General features: G+C 46.7%; 17 protein-coding genes and 1 pseudogene. 12 read left to right on the top strand and 6 right to left on the bottom strand.

The window, feature by feature from the left end; translation table 11 throughout:
* Positions 1 to 17: 17 nt before the first annotated feature.
* From dgcJ to yeaG, 4 genes are all read right to left on the bottom strand, one after another.
* A complete protein-coding gene (gene dgcJ, locus ACJHX3_RS01105; RefSeq protein ID WP_000766137.1) occupies positions 18 to 1,508 on the bottom strand; it encodes a diguanylate cyclase DgcJ in 1,491 nt (496 codons plus the stop codon).
* A 180-nt stretch (positions 1,509 to 1,688) separates the two neighbouring features.
* Complete coding sequence (locus tag ACJHX3_RS01110) at positions 1,689 to 3,164, bottom strand: GGDEF domain-containing protein (protein ID WP_000621404.1); 1,476 nt, start codon at positions 3,162 to 3,164, stop codon at positions 1,689 to 1,691.
* Between the two features lie 146 nt (positions 3,165 to 3,310).
* A complete protein-coding gene (locus ACJHX3_RS01115) occupies positions 3,311 to 4,594 on the bottom strand; it encodes a YeaH/YhbH family protein (protein ID WP_000219686.1) in 1,284 nt (427 codons plus the stop codon).
* Between the two features lie 112 nt (positions 4,595 to 4,706).
* Positions 4,707 to 6,641, bottom strand: coding sequence for a protein kinase YeaG (yeaG, locus tag ACJHX3_RS01120; protein WP_001019882.1), 1,935 nt, complete (start codon positions 6,639 to 6,641; stop codon positions 4,707 to 4,709).
* A gap of 423 nt (positions 6,642 to 7,064) precedes the next feature.
* On the opposite strand from yeaG, the gene mipA reads away from it, so the two are divergent.
* A complete protein-coding gene (gene mipA / locus ACJHX3_RS01125) occupies positions 7,065 to 7,811 on the top strand; it encodes a scaffolding protein MipA (RefSeq protein ID WP_000163771.1) in 747 nt (248 codons plus the stop codon).
* An 89-nt stretch (positions 7,812 to 7,900) separates the two neighbouring features.
* Positions 7,901 to 8,755: a methylglyoxal reductase YeaE gene (yeaE, locus tag ACJHX3_RS01130; protein WP_087891285.1), complete on the top strand. Its 855-nt coding sequence runs from the start codon at positions 7,901 to 7,903 to the stop codon at positions 8,753 to 8,755.
* A gap of 50 nt (positions 8,756 to 8,805) precedes the next feature.
* On the opposite strand, the gene ACJHX3_RS01135 is transcribed toward yeaE, so the two are convergent.
* Complete coding sequence (locus ACJHX3_RS01135; RefSeq protein WP_001306165.1) at positions 8,806 to 9,690, bottom strand: D-hexose-6-phosphate mutarotase; 885 nt, start codon at positions 9,688 to 9,690, stop codon at positions 8,806 to 8,808.
* 83 nt (positions 9,691 to 9,773) lie between these two features.
* Entirely contained in the window at positions 9,774 to 10,769 is a 996-nt protein-coding gene (gene gapA, locus ACJHX3_RS01140) for a glyceraldehyde-3-phosphate dehydrogenase (RefSeq protein ID WP_000153502.1), read from the bottom strand.
* 341 nt (positions 10,770 to 11,110) lie between these two features.
* Here gapA and msrB point away from each other — a divergent pair, with 341 nt between their 5' ends.
* The 10 genes and pseudogenes from msrB (at position 11,111) to ACJHX3_RS01190 (ending at position 20,919) form a co-directional block, all read left to right on the top strand.
* Positions 11,111 to 11,524 carry a peptide-methionine (R)-S-oxide reductase MsrB gene (gene msrB / locus ACJHX3_RS01145; RefSeq protein ID WP_001284618.1) on the top strand — a complete coding sequence of 138 codons (414 nt, stop codon included), beginning with the start codon at positions 11,111 to 11,113 and terminating at the stop codon, positions 11,522 to 11,524.
* Between the two features lie 41 nt (positions 11,525 to 11,565).
* Positions 11,566 to 11,838 (top strand): YeaC family protein, encoded by a 273-nt coding sequence (locus tag ACJHX3_RS01150; RefSeq protein ID WP_001046790.1) that lies wholly within the window; start codon positions 11,566 to 11,568, stop codon positions 11,836 to 11,838.
* Positions 11,839 to 12,207: 369 nt separating this feature from the next.
* The gene (locus ACJHX3_RS01155; RefSeq protein ID WP_000645190.1) at positions 12,208 to 13,284 is read left to right on the top strand and encodes a zinc-binding dehydrogenase; all 1,077 of its coding nucleotides are present in this window, start codon (positions 12,208 to 12,210) and stop codon (positions 13,282 to 13,284) included.
* A gap of 26 nt (positions 13,285 to 13,310) precedes the next feature.
* On the top strand, positions 13,311 to 14,690 hold the full coding sequence (locus ACJHX3_RS01160; RefSeq protein ID WP_000435313.1) for an MFS transporter: 1,380 nt from the start codon (positions 13,311 to 13,313) through the stop codon (positions 14,688 to 14,690).
* A gap of 16 nt (positions 14,691 to 14,706) precedes the next feature.
* On the top strand, positions 14,707 to 15,750 hold the full coding sequence (locus tag ACJHX3_RS01165; RefSeq protein ID WP_000798093.1) for an NAD(P)-dependent alcohol dehydrogenase: 1,044 nt from the start codon (positions 14,707 to 14,709) through the stop codon (positions 15,748 to 15,750).
* A 20-nt stretch (positions 15,751 to 15,770) separates the two neighbouring features.
* Positions 15,771 to 16,607, top strand: a complete 837-nt coding sequence (locus tag ACJHX3_RS01170; RefSeq protein WP_000878883.1) for a ketose-bisphosphate aldolase — start codon at positions 15,771 to 15,773, stop codon at positions 16,605 to 16,607.
* A gap of 4 nt (positions 16,608 to 16,611) precedes the next feature.
* On the top strand, positions 16,612 to 17,559 hold the full coding sequence (locus tag ACJHX3_RS01175) for a sugar kinase (protein ID WP_094308297.1): 948 nt from the start codon (positions 16,612 to 16,614) through the stop codon (positions 17,557 to 17,559).
* Positions 17,560 to 17,568: 9 nt separating this feature from the next.
* Positions 17,569 to 18,549: an NADH-dependent methylglyoxal reductase gene (gene ydjG, locus ACJHX3_RS01180; RefSeq protein ID WP_094308298.1), complete on the top strand. Its 981-nt coding sequence runs from the start codon at positions 17,569 to 17,571 to the stop codon at positions 18,547 to 18,549.
* 136 nt (positions 18,550 to 18,685) lie between these two features.
* A complete protein-coding gene (locus ACJHX3_RS01185; RefSeq protein ID WP_000719088.1) occupies positions 18,686 to 19,444 on the top strand; it encodes a DeoR/GlpR family DNA-binding transcription regulator in 759 nt (252 codons plus the stop codon).
* Positions 19,445 to 19,560: 116 nt separating this feature from the next.
* Positions 19,561 to 20,919 (top strand): annotated as a pseudogene (locus tag ACJHX3_RS01190) (MFS transporter).
* Positions 20,920 to 20,988 lie beyond the last annotated feature (69 nt).

Consider the following 20,988-nt stretch of genomic DNA (forward strand, 5'->3'; position numbering starts at 1 on the left):
ACAACTACAGAAGGTTATCATGAACGGCTGTTTTTGTTCTGCTTATTGACATATAAACGCTCATCGGAAGCTTTATACGCATCATGTAACGTATCGTTTTCTTTCATCGCGTAAATACCGGAAGAGAAGCCGATCTCTTTCTGCGGCGCGATATGTTGCAGACGTTTTTCGATACGTTCAGGCAGTTGTGCTGCAATTTGCGGCGTCGAATCGACAAGAATGATGCAGAATTCATCGCCACCGAGTCGGATGGCATAATCACTTTTACGAATCGATTGTTTAATCGCCTGAGCTAATAACGTAATCGCTAAATCCCCCTCCTGATGACCGAGGGTGTCATTTATTTGCTTTAACTTGTCCATGTCAATTGCAATAAACATCACCGAAGAACCGGATTGCACCAGCTTCTGCAACCGCTGCTCCAGTTCAGGGGTTAAAATTTTGCGATTATACAGTCCAGTCATCGCATCACTAATATTTTCTCGCGACACGTTTTGGTATAAACGGAAGTGCATCCGCACCATATTCAGCAAAATTAACGCCGTCAAAATCCAGAACAGAACGCTTTTCCACGAAGACGTGATAAAGTAAAGAATATCAATGGATAACGAGACACGAATGCCGCCCGGTAAGTCATGGACGTAACTGACATACTGGAACAGATTATCTTCGCTCTGGTTGATGATAATGTCGCGCCCCGAATCGGTATCGGTTAGCGTGACATTGAGAAAACGCCAGAGGAGAGGGCGGTCATGAGTGTAAAAGATATTCCGCAGATTGTTTTTGTTAATATCCAGCAGCACAATCCCTTTTAGCTGCCCTGCGACATATACCGGCGTCAGCAAACTCATCACGTTCTGTTTAGTACGCTGATCCTGGTAAATGCTCGATAATACGGTACGCCCGGTAAATACCTTTTCAATATCTTTGCGATCGATGCCAATACTTCCTGACTGCAGGAAGGACCAGTTATTCATCGCAAAGTATTCAACATTAACCGGCTCATAAAAATAGACATAGCGGTCATTGAGATCGAGATAATAGTGAAATTTCTCTTCGGCCATCCCAAGACCTGAACCGTAATCATCCTGGTGGCGGTTGCCTTCCACTGCCTGATCAAAAGCGGGTAATAGTGCAGCAGCTTCCACAATTGTGTCGCAGTCAGTGGATGCGGTTTGTAGTGTGCCGCGTAAGCCCGGGTATTTATGGGCAGTCAGGTTTAAGCCATGGGTATTATTGGCAGACTCAAAAGCCTCGCAGATGGCGCGCCGCTGTTCTGGCGACACTTCCGACTGCTCAGCAGCGAGAGCGCGCATCACATGCGCGGCAATACTCTGATTCTGATACTTATCATAAAGAAAGGAGGAGTCTGCTCTCTGCACGATATAGCGCAGATAGGCACTCATTGCTCTGTCACTGGCGACAAGTTCAAAAATAAGGAAGGAAGATGTCAGCACAATGACACTTGCGGCGATAAAATGCCGGAGCATTCTATGGTGCAATTTCATGATAAATGGCACTCCTTCGGTTAGTGAAACGAGAAAACCAGATAAAGTTCGATTGCGGCCTGGCACAGGGGCGCTAATTATACTCATCTCTGCGCCGCTGGGGAGGGGAAATTTAGGGGTAATAGTAATAAATTGTATGCAAAAGCCACGCAAAAAGCATGGCTCTGAATATTTTTGCACTTAAATATGATGAATAATCACTTTGTTGCCCCCCTCGCTTTTCGCTTCGCGTAAGGCTTTATCTGCTTCCGTCATGACAAGCGAGATATTACGTGTGTCACCCGTTGAAAAAACCGTGCCAATACTGATGGTCATTTGCTCAGGAACATCATATCTGTTACTAAAGCCGGTCAGGAGTTCGACATTTTTACGCATACGTTCCGCAATGATTTTTGCCTGGGCACTATTGAGTTCGGTAAATAGCAAGCCAAACACCTCACCCTCCAGTCGCGCTAAAATATCATCGGGGCGGATGCTTTGCTGGATAATATCGACAATTGAAACCAGCACTTTATCACCCACACGATGTCCCCATTGGGCATTGATGCGTTTGAACTGATTAATATCAACCAGCATGACACAGAAGTCCTTAACAACAGGTCGCGACAATAATGACTCTACGCTGTTGAAAAAGTAGCGCCGATTATAAATATTGGTCAGCACATCATGAACTGCCAGTTTGCTGGAGAGTTGCAGTTCCTGAAAAATGTTATAAATCAGAAAAGACACAACAAACAGTTTACTGGAGACTTCAATCCCGCGACTGATATACCAGATGGTGTAATTATACTCATCCAGAGTTAGTAGAAGTAAGTTGCAGCATAGCGATGCCAGACATAATAATGCTATTAACGGCCATAGTTCGCTGGCTAATCGTGTACGCATGATAATAAAGAACAGTAAAAATGCCCACAGACAAACCAATATTTTTGTATAGTTGATTCCCCAGGTCGCAGTATGGTTGTCCGGACAGTAATCGACGACATACAAAGAATAGTCAGCGTTATAACTGCTCAGATTGTGTGCCAGAAGGGGAAAAACTAAAAAAGGAATCAGCGCCAGTAACAGAATGCCAGTTTTTTTCTTATTGTTGTCAAGGATGTTGTCTTTCCCATAACAAAAGAGCGCCAGCGAGGTTAAACAAATGAAACTGAGTTGGCGGAAAATATAGAAAATAGAAACATCATTCGACTTTGTCTGGATCAGTGTACTGCCGTTGATTGGTTTATGGATAATTACAATGGTTTCAACTAAATAGATAAGACCACTTAAAAATGCAAGGCTTAAAATGAGTGTTGGTAAAATTTGTTTGTTAGTGAAATACTTCATTAACATGAAAAGAAAAATGACGGCGTTAAGGAAAAACAAAGCCACAACAACCATCAGGTAATTCATCTGTGGGATGAGTTTTACATTCGTGTTTTCGTTATATAAGGTAGTAATGCAAAATAAAATTAACGTCAGCAATAAGCTGAAAATAAAAAAGCCTTGAGCTTTTAATTTTTGTGTACCCATAGAAGCCATAAAAAGGAGAGCAATGTGAGTGCTGGATTTTATTGATGGCAGAGATATATAGTTTTGACCAGGATCAATTTTCGTTAACGATAAAAAATATTTAAAGAATAACCCCAGGGAAACACGTGTTGACCGAATCATTTTTCCGAATGATTGTTTTCTGGAACTAAATTGTGTAAAGGTTATGCTGTCATATTTAAAGCGATTGTAAGCTAATGTATGTAATAAATGAGATAATTTACAGTGAGCTAAAAATCAGCCAGGCGATAATGACCCGGCTGATAGTTTTAGTCTTTAGCTGTTGCATTTTGTTTATGAAACAGTTCACGGAACACCGGATAAATATCATCCTGGTCGCGGATATGCTGCATCGCAAAGTTGTCGAAAGTAGATTGCAGATGCTCATATTCTCGCCACAGTGTCTGATGAGCGCGACGGGTAATTTCGATATAGCTGTAATAACGAACGACGGGTAATAATTTTTTCGCCAGGATTTCATGGCAAAGCGGAGAGTCATCGGCCCAGTTATCGCCGTCCGATGCTTGTGCCGCGTAAATATTCCACTGTGCCGGGTTATAACGCTCTTTCACTACCTCATCCATCAGTTTCAGGGCGCTGGAAACAATGGTGCCGCCAGTTTCCTGCGAGTAGAAAAACTCATGTTCATCGACTTCTTTCGCCTGGGTATGATGGCGGATGTATACGACTTCCACGTTCTTATATGTTCTGCTGAGGAACAGATACAGCAGAATATAAAAACGCTTAGCCATATCTTTAGTGGACTGATCCATTGAACCGGAAACGTCCATCAGGCAAAACATCACTGCCTGGCTGGAGGGATCGGGCCGCTTCTCGTAGTTCTTGTAACGTAAATCGAAGGTGTCAATAAAAGGGACGCGTTCAATTTTGGCACGTAATTCTGCAATTTCTTTGCGCAGACGTTCCTCTTCCAGTAGTTGCGCAGGTTCACTGTTGCTGATGATGGCCAAATTTTCTTCCAGCGCATGAAGTTCCCGCCGCTTGCCCGCCGTCATGGCTGTGCGTCGTGCCAGTGAGTTCTGCAATGAACGCACAACGCTGATATTGGCCGGAACGCCGTTAGCGGTATAACCCGCACGATGCGTTTTATATTCGGTCAGCTGGCGTTGTTGGTTTTGTTTCAGATTCGGTAAGGCCAAATCTTCAAAGAGCAGATCAAGATACTCATCTTTCGAAATCTGAAAGACAAATTCATCCTGACCTTCACCATCCTGGCTGGCCTGGCCCTGACCACTGCCGGAACCTCCGCCGCCACCCTGGGGACGTTCAATTCGGTCATTCTGGACGAAATGGTCATTGCCCGGATGCACGCGGTGGCGCAGACCGCCACGCCCCTGATGAAACATCGGTTCGCTAATATCTTCCGTGGGAATGGATACAGACTCGCCGCTGTCGACGTCAGTCACCGAACGCTTATTAATGGCCTCGGAGATCGACTGTTTAATTTGCGCTTTATAACGGCGTAAAAAACGCTGGCGATTCACCATGCTTTTGTTTTTGCCGTTCAGACGCCGGTCAATAAACCAGGTCATATGCCCCCCGTACTACATTTGCCAACTGTATGCTACGCCTGTGTTGCCGCTTCTCTGGCCCACGGTTCGCTGTCGTTGTAGGCCCGGTAGCATGTGTACCGGGCCAGGGTTGTTAAGACGATTTACGTACGCGCAAATACCATTCGCACAGTAAACGCACCTGTTTACGGGTGTAGCCTTTTTCCATCATACGGTCGACAAAATCGTCGTGTTTCTTTTGCTCGTCGGTTGACGTTTTGGCGTTAAACGAAATAACCGGCAACAGCTCCTCGGTATTGGAGAACATTTTCTTCTCAATAACCGTGCGCAGTTTTTCATAGCTGGTCCAGTTCGGATTGCGTCCGCTGTTATTCGCTCTGGCGCGCAGTACGAAGTTAACAATCTCGTTGCGGAAATCTTTTGGATTACTGATCCCCGCCGGTTTCTCGATTTTCTCCAGCTCGGCGTTAAGAGACTCGCGGTCAAACAACTGCCCGGTATCCGGATCGCGATACTCCTGATCCTGAATCCAGAAATCCGCGTAGGTAACATAACGGTCGAAAATGTTTTGCCCATATTCGGAATAGGATTCAAGGTAGGCCGTCTGGATCTCTTTGCCGATAAACTCGGCATATTTCGGGATCAGATAACCTTTCAGGAACTCCAGATAGCGTTCTGCCTGCTCTTGCGGGAACTGCTCGCGCTCGATCTGCTGTTCCAGGACGTAGAACAGATGAACCGGGTTTGCCGCCACTTCTACATGATCGAAGTTGAACACGCGGGAGAGGATCTTAAACGCAAAACGCGTCGACAGACCGTTCATCCCTTCATCGACACCGGCATAGTCACGATATTCCTGATACGACTTGGCTTTGGGATCGGTGTCTTTCAGACTTTCGCCATCATATACCCGCATCTTTGAATAAATGCTGGAGTTTTCTGGTTCTTTCAGGCGCGAAAGAATGGAGAAACGTGAGAGTGTTTCGAGCGTTCCAGGGGCGCAGGGGGCGTGAGTCAATTCACTGTGATTAAGCAATTTCTCGTAGATTTTGATCTCTTCGGAAATGCGCAAGCAATACGGCACCTTCACGATATAAACACGGTCGAGGAAGGCTTCGTTGTTTTTGTTATTACGGAAAGTGACCCATTCGGATTCGTTCGAGTGGGCGAGAATAATCCCGTTGAACGGCAGGGCGGAGATACCTTCCGTCCCGTTGTAGTTACCTTCCTGAGTGGCGGTTAACAGCGGATGCAGCACTTTAATCGGTGCTTTAAACATCTCAACGAATTCCATGATCCCCTGATTGGCGCGGCACAGCGCACCGGAATAGCCGTAGGCGTCCGGGTCATTCTGCGCGTAGTGTTCGAGTTTACGAATATCGACTTTCCCAACCAGCGCGGAGATGTCCTGGTTGTTCTCATCACCGGGTTCCGTTTTGGCGATAGCAATTTGTTGCAGAATTGACGGCCAGACCTTCACTACCCGGAACTTAGTGATATCGCCACCAAATTCATGCAGGCGTTTTGCCGCCCACGGCGACATGATGGTGCCGAGATAACGGCGAGGAATGCCATACTCTTTTTCCAGAATCTGCGCATCTTCCTGCGGATTGAAAAGACAGAACGGATGATCGTTGACCGGGCTACGCTCACCGTTGGCGCTCAATACATAAATCGGTACGAGCTGCATTAATGATTTCAGTCGCTCAGCAAGCGATGATTTACCCCCACCCACAGGCCCCAGCAGATACAGGATTTGTTTCTTCTCTTCCAGCCCCTGAGCCGCGTGTTTCAGATAAGAGACAATCTGTTCAATCGCGTCTTCCATGCCGTAAAACTCTTCAAACGCCGGATAACGTGCAATGACCCGGTTAGAAAAGAGTCGAGAAAGTCTGGGTTCCTGGGCTGTATCGACCATGACAGGCTCACCGATAGCCATCAATAGCCGCTCAGCCGCGTTGGCATAAGCACTGCGATCTTGCCGACAAGTGGTAAGAAACTCCTGCAGTGTGAACTCTTCGTCCTTGGCAGCTTCATATCGCTGGCGATAGTGATCGAATATATTCATGGTATGCCGTCCTTTCGTTTTTTAGCACAGGTTAAGAGCCGTTCATATGAATAGTAGAGGCTCCCGGAAGAGGTAAACTGAACGACGTCTCTTGCTAAAACACAGCAACTCTCATGCCATTTTATCAACGTGCCCGGTGATACACCTTCAAAATTAAGCGTAGATGGCAAATGGAAAACTTGCCTGCACGGCTTTCTTAATTTCAATGGCATATCAACAACTCATCCATAAATTTTGCATAATTAATGTAAAGACCAGGCTCGCCAGTAACGCTAAATTCATTTGACTGTAAGCGCGGTGTCATCCGCGTCAGGAAAATTAAACAGTTACTTTAAAAAATGAAAACGTAAAAAGGTTGGGTTTCGATGTATTGACGGGTAAACTTTGTCGCCCGCTAAACATTTGTTTAAGGAATGATTAATTGTGACCAAACTCAAACTTCTGGCACTTGGAGTGCTTATCGCAACGTCTGCAGGCGTAGCGCACGCTGAAGGTAAATTTTCCCTGGGCGCAGGCGTAGGTGTCGTTGAACACCCATATAAAGATTACGATACCGATGTTTACCCAGTACCGGTAATCAACTATGAAGGCGATAACTTCTGGTTCCGTGGCTTAGGTGGTGGTTACTACCTGTGGAATGACGCAACGGATAAACTTTCAATTACCGCTTACTGGTCGCCGCTTTACTTCAAAGCTAAAGACAGTGGCGATCACCAAATGCGTCACCTGGATGACCGTAAGAGCACCATGATGGCTGGTCTGTCTTATGCTCACTTTACCCAGTACGGTTACCTGCGTACCACCCTGGCTGGCGATACCCTGGATAACAGCAACGGCATTGTCTGGGATATGGCCTGGTTGTATCGATACACCAACGGCGGCCTGACCGTGACTCCGGGTATTGGTGTGCAGTGGAACAGCGAAAACCAGAACGAATACTATTATGGCGTATCGCGCAAAGAGTCCGCTCGAAGCGGTCTGCGTGGCTATAACCCGAACGACAGCTGGAGCCCTTACCTGGAGCTGAGCGCCAGCTACAACTTCCTCGGCGACTGGAGTGTTTACGGTACCGCGCGCTACACCCGTCTGTCTGATGAAGTTACTGACAGCCCAATGGTGGATAAATCCTGGACTGGCCTGATTTCTACCGGGATCACCTACAAATTCTGATAATGCATCTTTCCAGGGCATTTTGTGCATAAAAACAGGGCGTCATGCCCTGTTTTGCATTACGGTGGTGCAATACCTGGGAGGAAGCAATGCAACAAAAAATGATTCAATTTAGTGGCGATGTCTCACTGCCAGCCATAGGGCAGGGAACATGGTATATGGGCGAAGATGCCAGTCAGCGTAAAACAGAAGTTGCTGCACTACGCGCGGGCATTGAACTCGGTTTAACCCTCATTGATACCGCCGAAATGTATGCCGATGGCGGTGCCGAAAAAGTGGTTGGGGAAGCATTAATCGGTCTGCGTGATAACGTCTTTCTCGTCTCTAAAGTCTATCCGTGGAATGCTGGCGGGCAAAAAGCGATAAATGCATGCGAAGCCAGTTTACGCCGTCTCAATACTGATTATCTCGATCTCTACTTATTACACTGGTCTGGCAGTTTCGCTCTCGAAGAGACTGTCGCAGCGATGGAAAAATTGATCGCCCAGGGAAAAATCCGCCGCTGGGGCGTTTCTAACCTTGATTATGCCGATATGAAGGAACTCTGGCAGCTGCCGGGGGGAAATCAGTGTGCCACTAATCAGGTGCTTTACCATCTCGGTTCACGAGGGATTGAGTACGATCTACTTCCCTGGTGCCAGAAACAGCAGATGCCGGTGATGGCTTACAGTCCGTTAGCTCAGGCCGGGCGGTTGCGCAATGGGCTGCTAAAAAACGCAGTAGTCAACGAAATTGCACATGCTCACAATATCAGCGCGGCACAAGTATTGTTGGCGTGGGTAATCAGCCATCAGGGGGTGATGGCGATTCCAAAAGCGGCCACGATTGCACATGTCCAACAAAATGCGGCTGTGCTTGAGGTTGAACTTTCGTCAGCGGAATTAGCTATGCTGGATAAGGCATATCCGGCACCAAAAGGAAAAACTGCGCTGGATATGGTGTGATGTTGATACGTGCCGGATGCATCGCACCCGGCACACAACATTAACGCAAATTAACGTTTCGCAACGCGAATGGATTGCGCCAGATGTGCAGGTTTTTCTTTGGTGACTTTTTGCGTTTCTGAAGCGTAAGCCGTTTCTACACAAACAAAGGTCTTGTAGCCATCGTCCGGCATATCGCCCATGCTGACTGAAAGCGCCGGTCCTGGGTTCCAGCCAACGACGTTCAGATGATGCTGGTGGCCTATGGCGATAATACGATTCAACGCTTCGTCATTAATCACGCTGCAATCTTGCGGATTCAGATACACGCGATCGGTACGGTCAGGGAAGGTCTGAATACCGTCGGTCAGTACATCTTCTTTCGCGTCATTCACTTTATCAATGAAGCGATCGCCCAGCCCACTGACGCTTACCTTAGCGATATCACCCACGTTAAAGTAGGTATGCAGGGCAGAAGTGGTTTCAAATTCGCCGTGTGCTTCAAGATCGATTTCACAGGTTTTACCCACGCGGAAATGCGCTAATAGCGTAAAGTCGTGCGGCCAGAATTTTTTCGTCTCTTCGCTTTGTGTCAATTCAAAAGTCAGCGCTACGCCATCAGCATCTTCACGATGTGATTTCAGCGTCCACGGCAGGTTGCGGGCAAAACCGTGCGCAGGCAGACCTTGTTGTGCAGCCGGACCAAACCACGGCCAGCAAACCGGTACGCCACCGCGAATAGCGACGCCATTTTTGAACGGTGTGTTGTTACTCAACCACAGAACTTCTTCTTCACCCGCAGGTTTCCACGAGAGAAGGTGTGCGCCCTGTAATGCAAAAGAGGCTTTTACCTGGGGATGATCGACCACAATGAGGTCCAGTTCATCCAGTTTACGACGGGAGAGGACAGGGGAGATTTGTTCGATGACCGGAAGGGCAAAAATTTTCTTAATCATGACGCAGTCCTTTAACTTCATTTTATCAGGTAAAAAAAAGAGCGACCGAAGTCGCTCTTTTTAGATCACAGTGTCATCTCAACTTATTTGGAGATGTGAGCGATCAGGTCCAGAACTTTGTTGGAGTAACCGGTTTCGTTGTCGTACCAGGATACCAGTTTCACGAAGTTGTCGTTCAGAGCGATACCCGCTTTAGCATCGAACACGGAAGTGCAAACTTCGCCGTTGAAATCGGTAGATACTACGTCATCTTCGGTGTAGCCCAGAACGCCTTTCATTTCGCCTTCAGCAGCAGCTTTAACGGCAGCTTTGATCTGCTCGTAAGTTGCAGCTTTTTCCAGACGAACGGTCAGGTCAACTACGGATACGTTCGGGGTCGGAACGCGGAACGCCATACCAGTCAGTTTGCCATTCAGTTCTGGCAGTACTTTACCTACAGCTTTAGCAGCACCGGTAGAGGACGGGATGATGTTCTGGGAGGCACCGCGGCCGCCGCGCCAGTCTTTGTGAGACGGGCCATCAACGGTTTTCTGAGTAGCGGTAGTAGCGTGAACGGTGGTCATCAGACCTTCGATGATGCCGAAGTTATCGTTGATAACTTTAGCCAGCGGAGCCAGGCAGTTGGTGGTGCAGGAAGCGTTGGAAACGATGTCCTGGCCAGCATATTTGTCGAAGTTAGCGCCTTTAACGAACATCGGAGTGTTGTCTTTAGACGGACCAGTCATAACCACTTTCTTCGCACCAGCGGTGATGTGTTTACGAGCAGTTTCGTCAGTCAGGAACAGACCAGTTGCTTCAGCGACAACGTCAACACCAACTTCGTCCCATTTCAGGTTAGCCGGATCACGTTCAGCGGTAACACGGATTTTTTTACCGTTAACGATCAGATGACCGTCTTTCACTTCAACGGTACCGTCGAAACGGCCGTGAGTGGAGTCATATTTCAGCATGTATGCCATGTAATCAGCGTCTAACAGGTCGTTGATTGCAACGATCTCGATGTCAGAACGTTTCTGAGCAGCACGGAAAACAATGCGACCGATACGGCCAAAACCGTTGATACCTACTTTGATAGTCATATATTCCACCAGCTATTTGTTAGTGAATAAAAGGTTGCCTGTAAAATTACAAAAACCTTACGCAGCGTCAAGCGGAATCGTGTCAATCATTGCGACAAATCAATCCTGTGCCTAAGCATTACGCGACTGACTCGCCTCACTCTTCCTTTGGGCTTGAGACCACATGGGGTCGGCGTCCCGAATTTTAAAGGGCAATTACGATAAAAATGTGATTTTCATCACGATTTAGGTGCAGCCATTTCGTCGAGATCAAGTTTAGGACAAATTTTTGCCAGTTGGTGTTAATGTTTTGTTAGAATCAGTCACGTAATGTGAGCACGATTAAAGTGAGATGTGAGCAAATGGCTAATAAACCTTCGGCAGAAGAACTGAAAAAAAATTTGTCCGAGATGCAGTTCTACGTGACGCAGAATCATGGGACAGAGCCGCCATTTACGGGTCGTTTACTGCATAACAAGCGTGACGGCGTATATCACTGTTTGATCTGCGATGCCCCGCTGTTTCATTCCCAAACCAAGTATGATTCCGGCTGTGGCTGGCCCAGTTTCTACGAACCGGTGAGTGAAGAATCCATTCGTTATATCAAAGACTTGTCACATGGAATGCAGCGCATAGAAATTCGTTGCGGTAACTGTGATGCCCATCTGGGGCATGTCTTCCCCGACGGGCCGCAGCCAACGGGCGAACGTTATTGTGTTAACTCTGCCTCTTTACGCTTTACCGATGGCGAAAACGGCGAAGAAATCAACGGTTGAAAAAACGATTCAGCAACTTATTCCACAGGAGCGGAAAAATTATGAATCTTGATGACATTATCAACAGCATGACGCCTGAGGTATACCAGCGTTTGTCGACCGCCGTTGAATTGGGGAAATGGCCTGATGGCGTTGCGTTGACCGAGGAACAAAAAGAGAACTGCCTGCAACTGGTGATGCTGTGGCAAGCCCGCCATAATACCGAAGCACAGCATATGACAATTGACACAAATGGTCAGATGGTCATGAAGAGCAAACAGCAGTTAAAAGAAGATTTTGGTATCTCAGCAAAGCCTATTGCCATGTTTAAGTAAGTGGTTTGTCCCCTTTTTGCCGCGGTTATAAAGGGGATAGCCAACAATAACCCCACGACTCATCTCAATTATCTCGTCACGACCAGGCTAAGTCCCAGCCCGGTCTCTTGCAGTCGCGTTCACGCCTGAATGACTTCTCCTGAACTTAAGTCTCAGACCTATTTGGCCGGTAATCCCTCTCAAATTTGCTCATTTTGCGTTCCGCCTTCCATCAACCTGTAACAGATCCAGCCATTTTCTGCGTAATTGTGATCTGAGTTGTAAAACACAGATAACTATCTGTGTTTTACAGATTTAATGTTGACCTCAAAAATCATGTGGGTAAGTATGAAGACCATCTAAGCAAAACAAAACACAGAGGATGACGCAATGAAAGCACTGGCTCGGTTTGGCAAAGCCTTTGGCGGCTACAAGATGATCGATGTGCCACAACCCATTTGTGGCCCGGAAGATGTAGTGATTGAAATTAAAGCCGCGGCAATCTGCGGCGCAGACATGAAGCACTACAATGTCGATAGCGGTTCTGATGAGTTTAACTCTATCCGCGGCCATGAGTTCGCAGGTTGTATTGCGCAGGTTGGTGAAAAAGTCAAAGACTGGAAAGTGGGGCAACGCGTCGTGTCAGATAACAGCGGTCACGTCTGCGGCGTTTGTCCGGCCTGTGAACAAGGTGATTTTCTGTGTTGTACAGATAAAGTAAACCTTGGTCTGGATAACAATACCTGGGGCGGTGGTTTTTCCAAATATTGTCTGGTTCCTGGTGAAATTCTCAAAATTCATCGTCATGCGTTGTGGGAAATCCCTGATGGTGTTGATTATGAGGACGCAGCCGTACTTGACCCTATCTGTAATGCCTACAAATCCATCGCGCAGCAATCGAAATTCCTCCCTGGTCAGGATGTAGTCGTCATCGGTACTGGCCCACTCGGGCTGTTCTCCGTACAAATGGCGCGGATTATGGGGGCGGTAAATATCGTCGTCGTTGGTCTACAAGAAGATGTGGCGGTCCGCTTCCCGGTTGCAAAAGAACTGGGTGCGACGGCAGTAGTAAATGGTTCTACCGAAGATGTGGTGGCGCGCTGCCAGCAAATTTGTGGCAAAGACAATCTGGGACTGGTGATTGAATGCTCCGGTGCCAATATCGCATTGAAACAAGCCATCGAAATGCTCCGCCCGAACGGGGAAGTGGTACGCGTTGGAATGGGCTTCAAACCTCTTGATTTCTCGATTAATGACATTACCGCCTGGAACAAAAGCATCATTGGGCATATGGCCTATGACTCCACCTCATGGCGTAACGCTCTTCGGCTATTAGCCAGCGGCGCTATCAAAGTCAAACCGATGATCACGCATCGTATCGGCCTGTCGCAATGGCGCGAAGGGTTTGATGCGATGGTCGATAAAACCGCAATCAAAGTGATCATGACTTACGACTTTGATGAATAACTACTCTCCTGAAGGAACGTTATCGCATGGAACAGATAACAAAACCGCATTGTGGTGCACGGCTGGATCGCTTACCGGATTGCCGCTGGCATTCGTCAATGTTTGCCATCGTCGCGTTTGGCTTGCTTGTCTGCTGGAGTAATGCCGTTGGTGGCTTGATCCTCGCGCAGCTGAAAGAGTTGGGCTGGACAGATAATTCCACCACTGCCACATTCTCAGCAATCACGACCGCCGGAATGTTTCTCGGTGCGCTGGTTGGCGGCATCATCGGTGACAAAACCGGTCGCAGAAATGCGTTCATCCTCTATGAGGCCATTCATATTGCCTCGATGGTGGTCGGTGCTTTTTCACCGAATATGGATTTCCTTATTGCCTGCCGTTTTGTGATGGGCGTTGGGCTGGGAGCTTTACTGGTGACGCTGTTTGCTGGTTTCACCGAATATATGCCCGGTAGAAATCGCGGAACGTGGTCCAGTCGGGTTTCTTTTATTGGCAACTGGTCATATCCGCTCTGTTCATTGATTGCGATGGGACTCACGCCGCTGATTAGTGCAGAGTGGAACTGGCGAGTACAACTGCTTATCCCTGCAATATTGTCGCTTATCGCTACGGCGCTGGCCTGGCGCTACTTTCCTGAATCCCCGCGCTGGCTGGAATCGCGCGGACGGTATCAGGAAGCCGAGAAAGTCATGCGGAGTATAGAAGAAGGCGTCATACGCCAGACGGGAAAACCTTTGCCGTCCGTGGTTATTGCTGATGACGGTAAAGCGCCACAAGCGGTGCCGTATTCAGCCTTACTGACAGGAGTATTACTGAAACGCGTGATATTAGGTTCTTGTGTGCTGATTGCCATGAACGTTGTGCAGTACACACTAATTAACTGGTTGCCAACAATATTCATGACCCAGGGGATTAATTTAAAAGACTCGATTGTTTTAAATACCATGAGTATGTTTGGTGCGCCATTTGGTATTTTTATTGCCATGCTGGTGATGGATAAAATTCCGCGTAAAACAATGGGTGTGGGGCTATTAATCCTGATTGCGGTGCTCGGATATATCTATTCACTGCAAACCAGTATGTTGCTCATAACGCTGATTGGTTTCTTCCTGATTACTTTCGTCTATATGTACGTTTGCTATGCCTCGGCAGTGTATGTCCCTGAGATCTGGCCGACAGAGGCCAAATTACGTGGCTCCGGTCTGGCGAATGCGGTAGGGCGAATCAGTGGTATTGCCGCACCTTATGCCGTTGCAGTGCTGCTCAGTAGTTATGGCGTAACGGGAGTCTTTATTCTTCTGGGGGCGGTTTCAATTATTGTCGCAATTGCTATCGCCACCATTGGAATTGAAACCAAAGGTGTCTCCGTTGAAAGTTTAAGTATTGATGCAGTAGTCAATAAATAATACTGGTGGATTCAAAATGAAAAATTCAAAAGCAATATTGCAGGTGCCGGGCACAATGAAAATTATTTCAGCAGAAATACCTGTGCCTAAAGAAGATGAAGTTTTGATTAAAGTGGAATATGTCGGTATTTGTGGTTCAGATGTACATGGTTTTGAATCAGGCCCGTTTATTCCGCCTAAAGACCCAAATCAAGAAATTGGCTTGGGTCATGAATGCGCCGGGACGGTTGTGGCTGTGGGAAGCCGTGTGCGCAAATTTAAAGCGGGGGATCGGGTAAATATCGAACCTGGCGTTCCTTGCGGTCACTGTCGTTACTGTCTGGAAGGCAAATATAACATCTGCCCGGACGTTGATTTTATGGCGACACAACCTAACTACCGCGGCGCATTAACGCACTATCTGTGTCATCCGGAGAGCTTTACTTACAAACTGCCCGACAATATGGACATGATGGAAGGGGCGCTGGTGGAGCCTGCTGCAGTCGGGATGCATGCCGCGATGCTGGCAGATGTTAAACCGGGTAAGAAGATAATTATTCTGGGAGCGGGTTGTATTGGTTTGATGACGTTGCAAGCGTGCAAATGCCTGGGAGCTACGGATATTGCCGTCGTTGATGTACTGGATAAACGTCTGACAATGGCGGAACAGCTCGGCGCGACAGTGGTTATTAACGGTGCAAAAGAAGACACTATTGCACGCTGTCAGCAATTTACCGAAGAAATGGGCGCAGATATTGTTTTCGAAACAGCGGGTTCTGCGGTCACCGTTAAACAGGCACCTTATCTGGTAATGCGCGGCGGTAAAATTATGATTGTTGGTACTGTACCGGGCGATTCGGCAATCAATTTCCTCAAAATCAATCGCGAAGTCACTATTCAGACAGTATTCCGCTATGCCAATCGTTATCCGGTCACGATTGAAGCTATTTCCTCAGGGCGATTCGATGTGAAATCGATGGTGACACATATTTACGATTATCAGGATGTACAACAGGCATTTGAAGAGTCGGTTAACAACAAACGCGACATTATTAAAGGCGTTATTAAAATTAGCGATTAATTAATACGGGAGAACAGAATATGCTCGCAGATATCAGATATTGGGAAAACGATGCCACAAATAAACATTATGCAATTGCCCATTTTAACGTATGGAATGCAGAAATGTTGATGGGCGTTATCGACGCAGCCGAAGAAGCGAAATCACCGGTTATTATTTCTTTTGGTACAGGTTTTGTCGGGAACACCTCATTTGAAGATTTCTCTCACATGATGGTATCAATGGCAAAAAAAGCAACGGTGCCGGTAATAACTCATTGGGATCATGGTCGGAGTATGGAAATTATTCATAACGCCTGGACTCATGGTATGAATTCATTAATGCGTGATGCTTCCGCATTTGATTTCGAAGAAAATATTCGTTTAACCAAAGAGGCTGTTGATTTCTTCCATCCGCTGGGTATTCCGGTAGAGGCAGAATTAGGGCATGTCGGTAATGAAACCGTTTATGAAGAAGCGCTGGCGGGCTATCACTATACCGATCCTGACCAGGCGGCTGAATTTGTTGAACGTACGGGCTGTGACTCATTGGCTGTCGCCATCGGCAACCAACATGGGGTTTATACGTCAGAGCCACAATTGAATTTTGAGGTCGTCAAACGCGTACGCGATGCCGTTTCTGTTCCGCTGGTTTTGCACGGCGCATCGGGGATCAGTGATACCGACATTAAAACTGCAATTTCGTTGGGTATCGCGAAAATCAACATTCATACGGAGCTCTGTCAGGCCGCAATGGTAGCAGTGAAAGAAAACCAGGATCAGCCTTTCCTGCATTTAGAACGTGAAGTACGTAAAGCTGTAAAAGAACGGGCATTGGAAAAAATTAAACTGTTCGGTTCTGATGGCAAAGCGGAATAATGATATGGATAATCTCGACGTTATTTGTATAGGTGCCGCTATTGTTGATATTCCATTGCAACCGGTCAGTAAAAATATCTTTGATGTGGATTCTTATCCTCTTGAAAGAATCGCAATGACCACCGGGGGTGATGCAATAAATGAAGCAACAATTATTTCTCGTCTGGGCCATCGCACAGCATTAATGAGTCGTATTGGTAAAGATGCCGCCGGGCAATTTATTCTCGACCATTGCCGCAAAGAGAATATTGATATTCAAAGCCTGAAGCAGGACGTCAGCATAGATACCTCAATTAACGTTGGACTGGTGACGGAGGATGGCGAGCGGACGTTTGTCACAAACCGTAACGGCAGTCTGTGGAAATTGAATATTGACGATGTTGATTTTTCGCGGTTTTCTCAGGCGAAATTATTATCTCTGGCCAGTATTTTCAACAGTCCTCTATTGGATGGTAAAGCGCTAACAGAAATTTTTACGCAAGCTAAAGCCCGGCAGATGATTATCTGTGCCGATATGATCAAACCGCGGTTGAATGAAACGCTGGATGATATTTGCGAAGCATTGAGTTTTGTCGATTATCTGTTTCCTAATTTTGCCGAGGCAAAATTACTCACCGGGAAAGAGACACTGGATGAAATTGCTGACTGCTTTCTTGCGTGCGGCGTAAAAACGGTGGTGATTAAAACGGGTAAAGACGGCTGCTTTATCAAGCGTGATGATATGACGATGAAGGTGCCGGCGGTCGCAGGAATAACCGCCATCGACACCATTGGCGCGGGCGATAACTTTGCTTCAGGTTTCATTGCGGCACTGTTAGAAGGCAAAAATTTGCGTGAATGCGCGCGCTTTGCCAATGCAACGGCGGCTATCTCGGTTCTAAGCGTCGGTGCCACCACCGGCGTAAAAAACAGAAAGCTGGTCGAACAATTGCTGGAAGAATACGAAGGATAATGAAGGCAAATGAAAAAGATACCTTTAGGCACAACGGATATTACGCTTTCGCGAATGGGGTTGGGGACATGGGCCATTGGCGGCGGTCCTGCATGGAATGGCGATCTCGATCGGCAAATATGTATTGATACGATTCTTGAAGCCCATCGTTGCGGCATTAATCTGATTGATACTGCACCAGGATATAACTTTGGCAATAGTGAAGTTATCGTCGGTCAGGCGTTAAAAAAACTGCCCCGTAAACAGGTTGTAGTAGAAACCAAATGCGGCATTGTCTGGGAACGAAAAGGAAGTTTATTCAACAAAGTTGGCGATCGGCAGTTGTATAAAAACCTTTCCCCGGAATCTATCCGCGAAGAGGTAGAAGCCAGCTTGCAACGTCTGGGTATTGATTACATCGATATCTACATGACGCACTGGCAGTCGGTGCCGCCATTTTTTACGCCGATCGCTGAAACTGTCGCAGTGCTTAATGAGTTAAAGGCTGAAGGGAAAATTCGCGCTATAGGCGCTGCTAACGTCGATGCTGACCATATCCGCGAGTATCTGCAATATGGTGAACTGGATATTATTCAGGCGAAATACAGTATCCTCGACCGGGCAATGGAAAACGAACTGCTGCCGCTATGTCGTGATAATGGCATTGTGGTTCAGGTTTATTCCCCGCTAGAGCAGGGATTGTTGACCGGCACCATCACTCGTGATTACGTTCCGGGCGGCGCTCGGGCAAATAAAGTCTGGTTCCAGCGTGAAAACATGCTGAAAGTGATTGATATGCTTGAACAGTGGCAGCCACTCTGTGCTCGTTATCAGTGCACAATTCCCACTCTGGCACTGGCGTGGATATTAAAACAGAGTGATTTAATCTCCATTCTTAGTGGGGCTACTGCACCGGAACAGGTACGCGAAAATGTCGCGGCATTGAATATCAACTTATCGGATGCAGACGCAACATTGATGAGGGAAATGGCAGAGGCCCTGGAGCGTTAAATACTTAACACGATTCACCTCTGTTTCTGTGAAAACTGTGATGAAAATCTGTGATTCAAACAGGTTATTTTGAAAGTAAACATCAATTATGCGATAATCGCGCTAATGTGATGTAAAAAGATACAGGGGTGTAATCGTGGCGGCAAAAGACAGGATTCAGGCAATTAAGCAAATGGTTGCCAACGATAAAAAGGTGACAGTCTCAAATTTGAGTGGGATTTTTCAGGTAACCGAAGAAACCATTCGCCGCGATCTTGAGAAGCTGGAAGATGAAGGCTTTTTGACCAGAACCTATGGTGGTGCTGTTTTAAATACAGCGATGTTGACGGAGAATATCCATTTTTATAAGCGCGCTTCATCGTTTTATGAAGAGAAGCAGCTTATTGCACGCAAGGCACTACCCTTTATCGACAATAAAACCACCATGGCAGCCGATTCCAGTAGTACCGTAATGGAATTGCTCAAATTGTTACAGGACCGTAGTGACCTGACGTTGCTAACCAACTCGGCGGAAGCGATTCATGTTCTGGCTCAGTCAGAAATTAAAGTCGTTTCAACGGGTGGGGAACTAAACAAAAATACACTTTCCCTGCAAGGAAGAATTACTAAAGAGATCATCAGCCGCTACCATGTCGATATCATGGTAATGAGTTGTAAAGGTCTAGATATTAACAGCGGCGCGCTGGACTCTAACGAAGCGGAAGCTGAAATCAAAAAGACAATGATCCGTCAGGCGACAGAAGTTGCGTTATTGGTTGATCACTCTAAGTTTGATCGCAAAGCTTTTGTCCAGTTAGCTGACTTTAGTCATATTAATTACATAATAACTGATAAATCACCGGGTGCAGAGTGGATAGCATTTTGCAAAGACAATAATATCCAGCTGGTGTGGTAATTTAAGCACACGTTGTCAATATTATTTGTTCCTGCGCCTGGAAATAAAATGATGATAAAGATGCGGCAAGTGAATTTGCCGCAATTGCTACCTTTTTAGCAAATCCGAGGCACCTAATGGAACAATATGATCAAATTGGCGCAAGACTGGACCGCTTGCCTTTGGCCCGGTTTCATTATCGTATATTTGGTATTATAAGCTTTAGTCTGTTATTAACGGGTTTTTTGAGTTATTCAGGCAATGTTGTTTTAGCAAAGCTGGTAAGCAATGGATGGTCAAATAATTTCCTCAATGCCGCCTTTACCTCGGCATTAATGTTTGGTTATTTCATCGGCTCTCTTACCGGTGGGTTCATCGGTGATTATTTTGGGCGGCGCAGGGCTTTTCGCATAAATCTTCTCATCGTCGGTATTGCGGCAACAGGGGCCGCTTTTGTCCCTGATATGTACTGGCTCATTTTCTTTCGCTTCCTGATGGGCACAGGAATGGGGGCGCTGATTATGGTTGGCTATGCTTCGTTTACGGAGTTTATCCCCGCGACGGTGCGTGGAAAATGGTCCGCGCGGCTGTCATTTGTCGGTAACTGGTCGCCCATGCTGTCTGCGGCGATAGGCGTGGTGGTTATCGCTTTTTTTAGTTGGCGGATAATGTTTCTGCTGGGTGGTATTGGCATACTGTTAGCCTGGTTTCTCTCAGGTAAATACTTTATTGAGTCGCCTCGATGGTTGGCGGGGAAAGGGTAAATCGCAGGTGCAGAAAGCCAACTTCGTGAAGTAGAGCAGCAAATTGAAAGAGAGAAGAGTGTTCGTTTACCCCCGCTTACTTTGAATCAGAGCAACAGCAAGGCTAACGTAATCAATGGTACTTTCTGGCTGCTGTTTAAAGGGGAAATGTTACGACGTACATTAGTCGCGATTACTGTTTTAATTGCAATGAATATTTCACTTTATACCATCACCGTATGGATACCGACCATATTTGTTAACTCCGGCATTGATGTCGATAAATCAATATTAATGACTGCTGTTATTATGATTGGCGCTCCGGTAGGAATATTTATTGCGGCATTAATTATTGATCATTTTCCTCGTCGATTATTTGGCTCCGCCTTACTTATTATTATTGCCGTGTTAGGCTATATCTATTCAATTCAGACTACAGAGTGGGCGATTTTAATCTATGGCCTGGTGATGATCTTCTTTTTATACATGTATGTTTGCTTCGCGTCGGCGGTTTATATCCCGGAGCTTTGGCCAACGCATTTACGCCTGCGAGGTTCAGGTTTCGTTAATGCCGTCGGACGGATCGTCGCGGTCTTCACGCCTTATGGCGTTGCGGCACTATTAACGCATTATGGGTCAATCACGGTGTTTATGGTGCTTGGCGTGATGTTAGTGCTCTGTGCGCTGGTCCTCTCCATTTTTGGCATCGAAACGCGGAAGGTGTCGCTGGAAGAGATTTCTGAGGTGAATTAAATCTTTCGTTGATGGCGTCAATTGCCAGATGTACCACTGACGTGTTTTATCTGGCCTACAATGGCAGTA

Source organism: Escherichia sp. WS1265 (genome assembly GCF_046487585.1).
In the GTDB taxonomy this organism is placed as follows: domain Bacteria; phylum Pseudomonadota; class Gammaproteobacteria; order Enterobacterales; family Enterobacteriaceae; genus Escherichia; species Escherichia coli.

Coding starts and splice junctions, on each gene's coding strand:
- dgcJ (WP_000766137.1), bottom strand. CDS start 1,508: ATGAAATTGCACCATAGAATGCTCCGGCATTTTATCGCCGCAAGTGTC.
- ACJHX3_RS01110 (WP_000621404.1), bottom strand. CDS start 3,164: ATGATTCGGTCAACACGTGTTTCCCTGGGGTTATTCTTTAAATATTTT.
- ACJHX3_RS01115 (WP_000219686.1), bottom strand. CDS start 4,594: ATGACCTGGTTTATTGACCGGCGTCTGAACGGCAAAAACAAAAGCATG.
- yeaG (WP_001019882.1), bottom strand. CDS start 6,641: ATGAATATATTCGATCACTATCGCCAGCGATATGAAGCTGCCAAGGAC.
- yeaE (WP_087891285.1), top strand. CDS start 7,901: ATGCAACAAAAAATGATTCAATTTAGTGGCGATGTCTCACTGCCAGCC.
- ACJHX3_RS01135 (WP_001306165.1), bottom strand. CDS start 9,690: ATGATTAAGAAAATTTTTGCCCTTCCGGTCATCGAACAAATCTCCCCT.
- gapA (WP_000153502.1), bottom strand. CDS start 10,769: ATGACTATCAAAGTAGGTATCAACGGTTTTGGCCGTATCGGTCGCATT.
- msrB (WP_001284618.1), top strand. CDS start 11,111: ATGGCTAATAAACCTTCGGCAGAAGAACTGAAAAAAAATTTGTCCGAG.
- ACJHX3_RS01150 (WP_001046790.1), top strand. CDS start 11,566: ATGAATCTTGATGACATTATCAACAGCATGACGCCTGAGGTATACCAG.
- ACJHX3_RS01155 (WP_000645190.1), top strand. CDS start 12,208: ATGAAAGCACTGGCTCGGTTTGGCAAAGCCTTTGGCGGCTACAAGATG.
- ACJHX3_RS01160 (WP_000435313.1), top strand. CDS start 13,311: ATGGAACAGATAACAAAACCGCATTGTGGTGCACGGCTGGATCGCTTA.
- ACJHX3_RS01165 (WP_000798093.1), top strand. CDS start 14,707: ATGAAAAATTCAAAAGCAATATTGCAGGTGCCGGGCACAATGAAAATT.
- ACJHX3_RS01170 (WP_000878883.1), top strand. CDS start 15,771: ATGCTCGCAGATATCAGATATTGGGAAAACGATGCCACAAATAAACAT.
- ACJHX3_RS01175 (WP_094308297.1), top strand. CDS start 16,612: ATGGATAATCTCGACGTTATTTGTATAGGTGCCGCTATTGTTGATATT.
- ydjG (WP_094308298.1), top strand. CDS start 17,569: ATGAAAAAGATACCTTTAGGCACAACGGATATTACGCTTTCGCGAATG.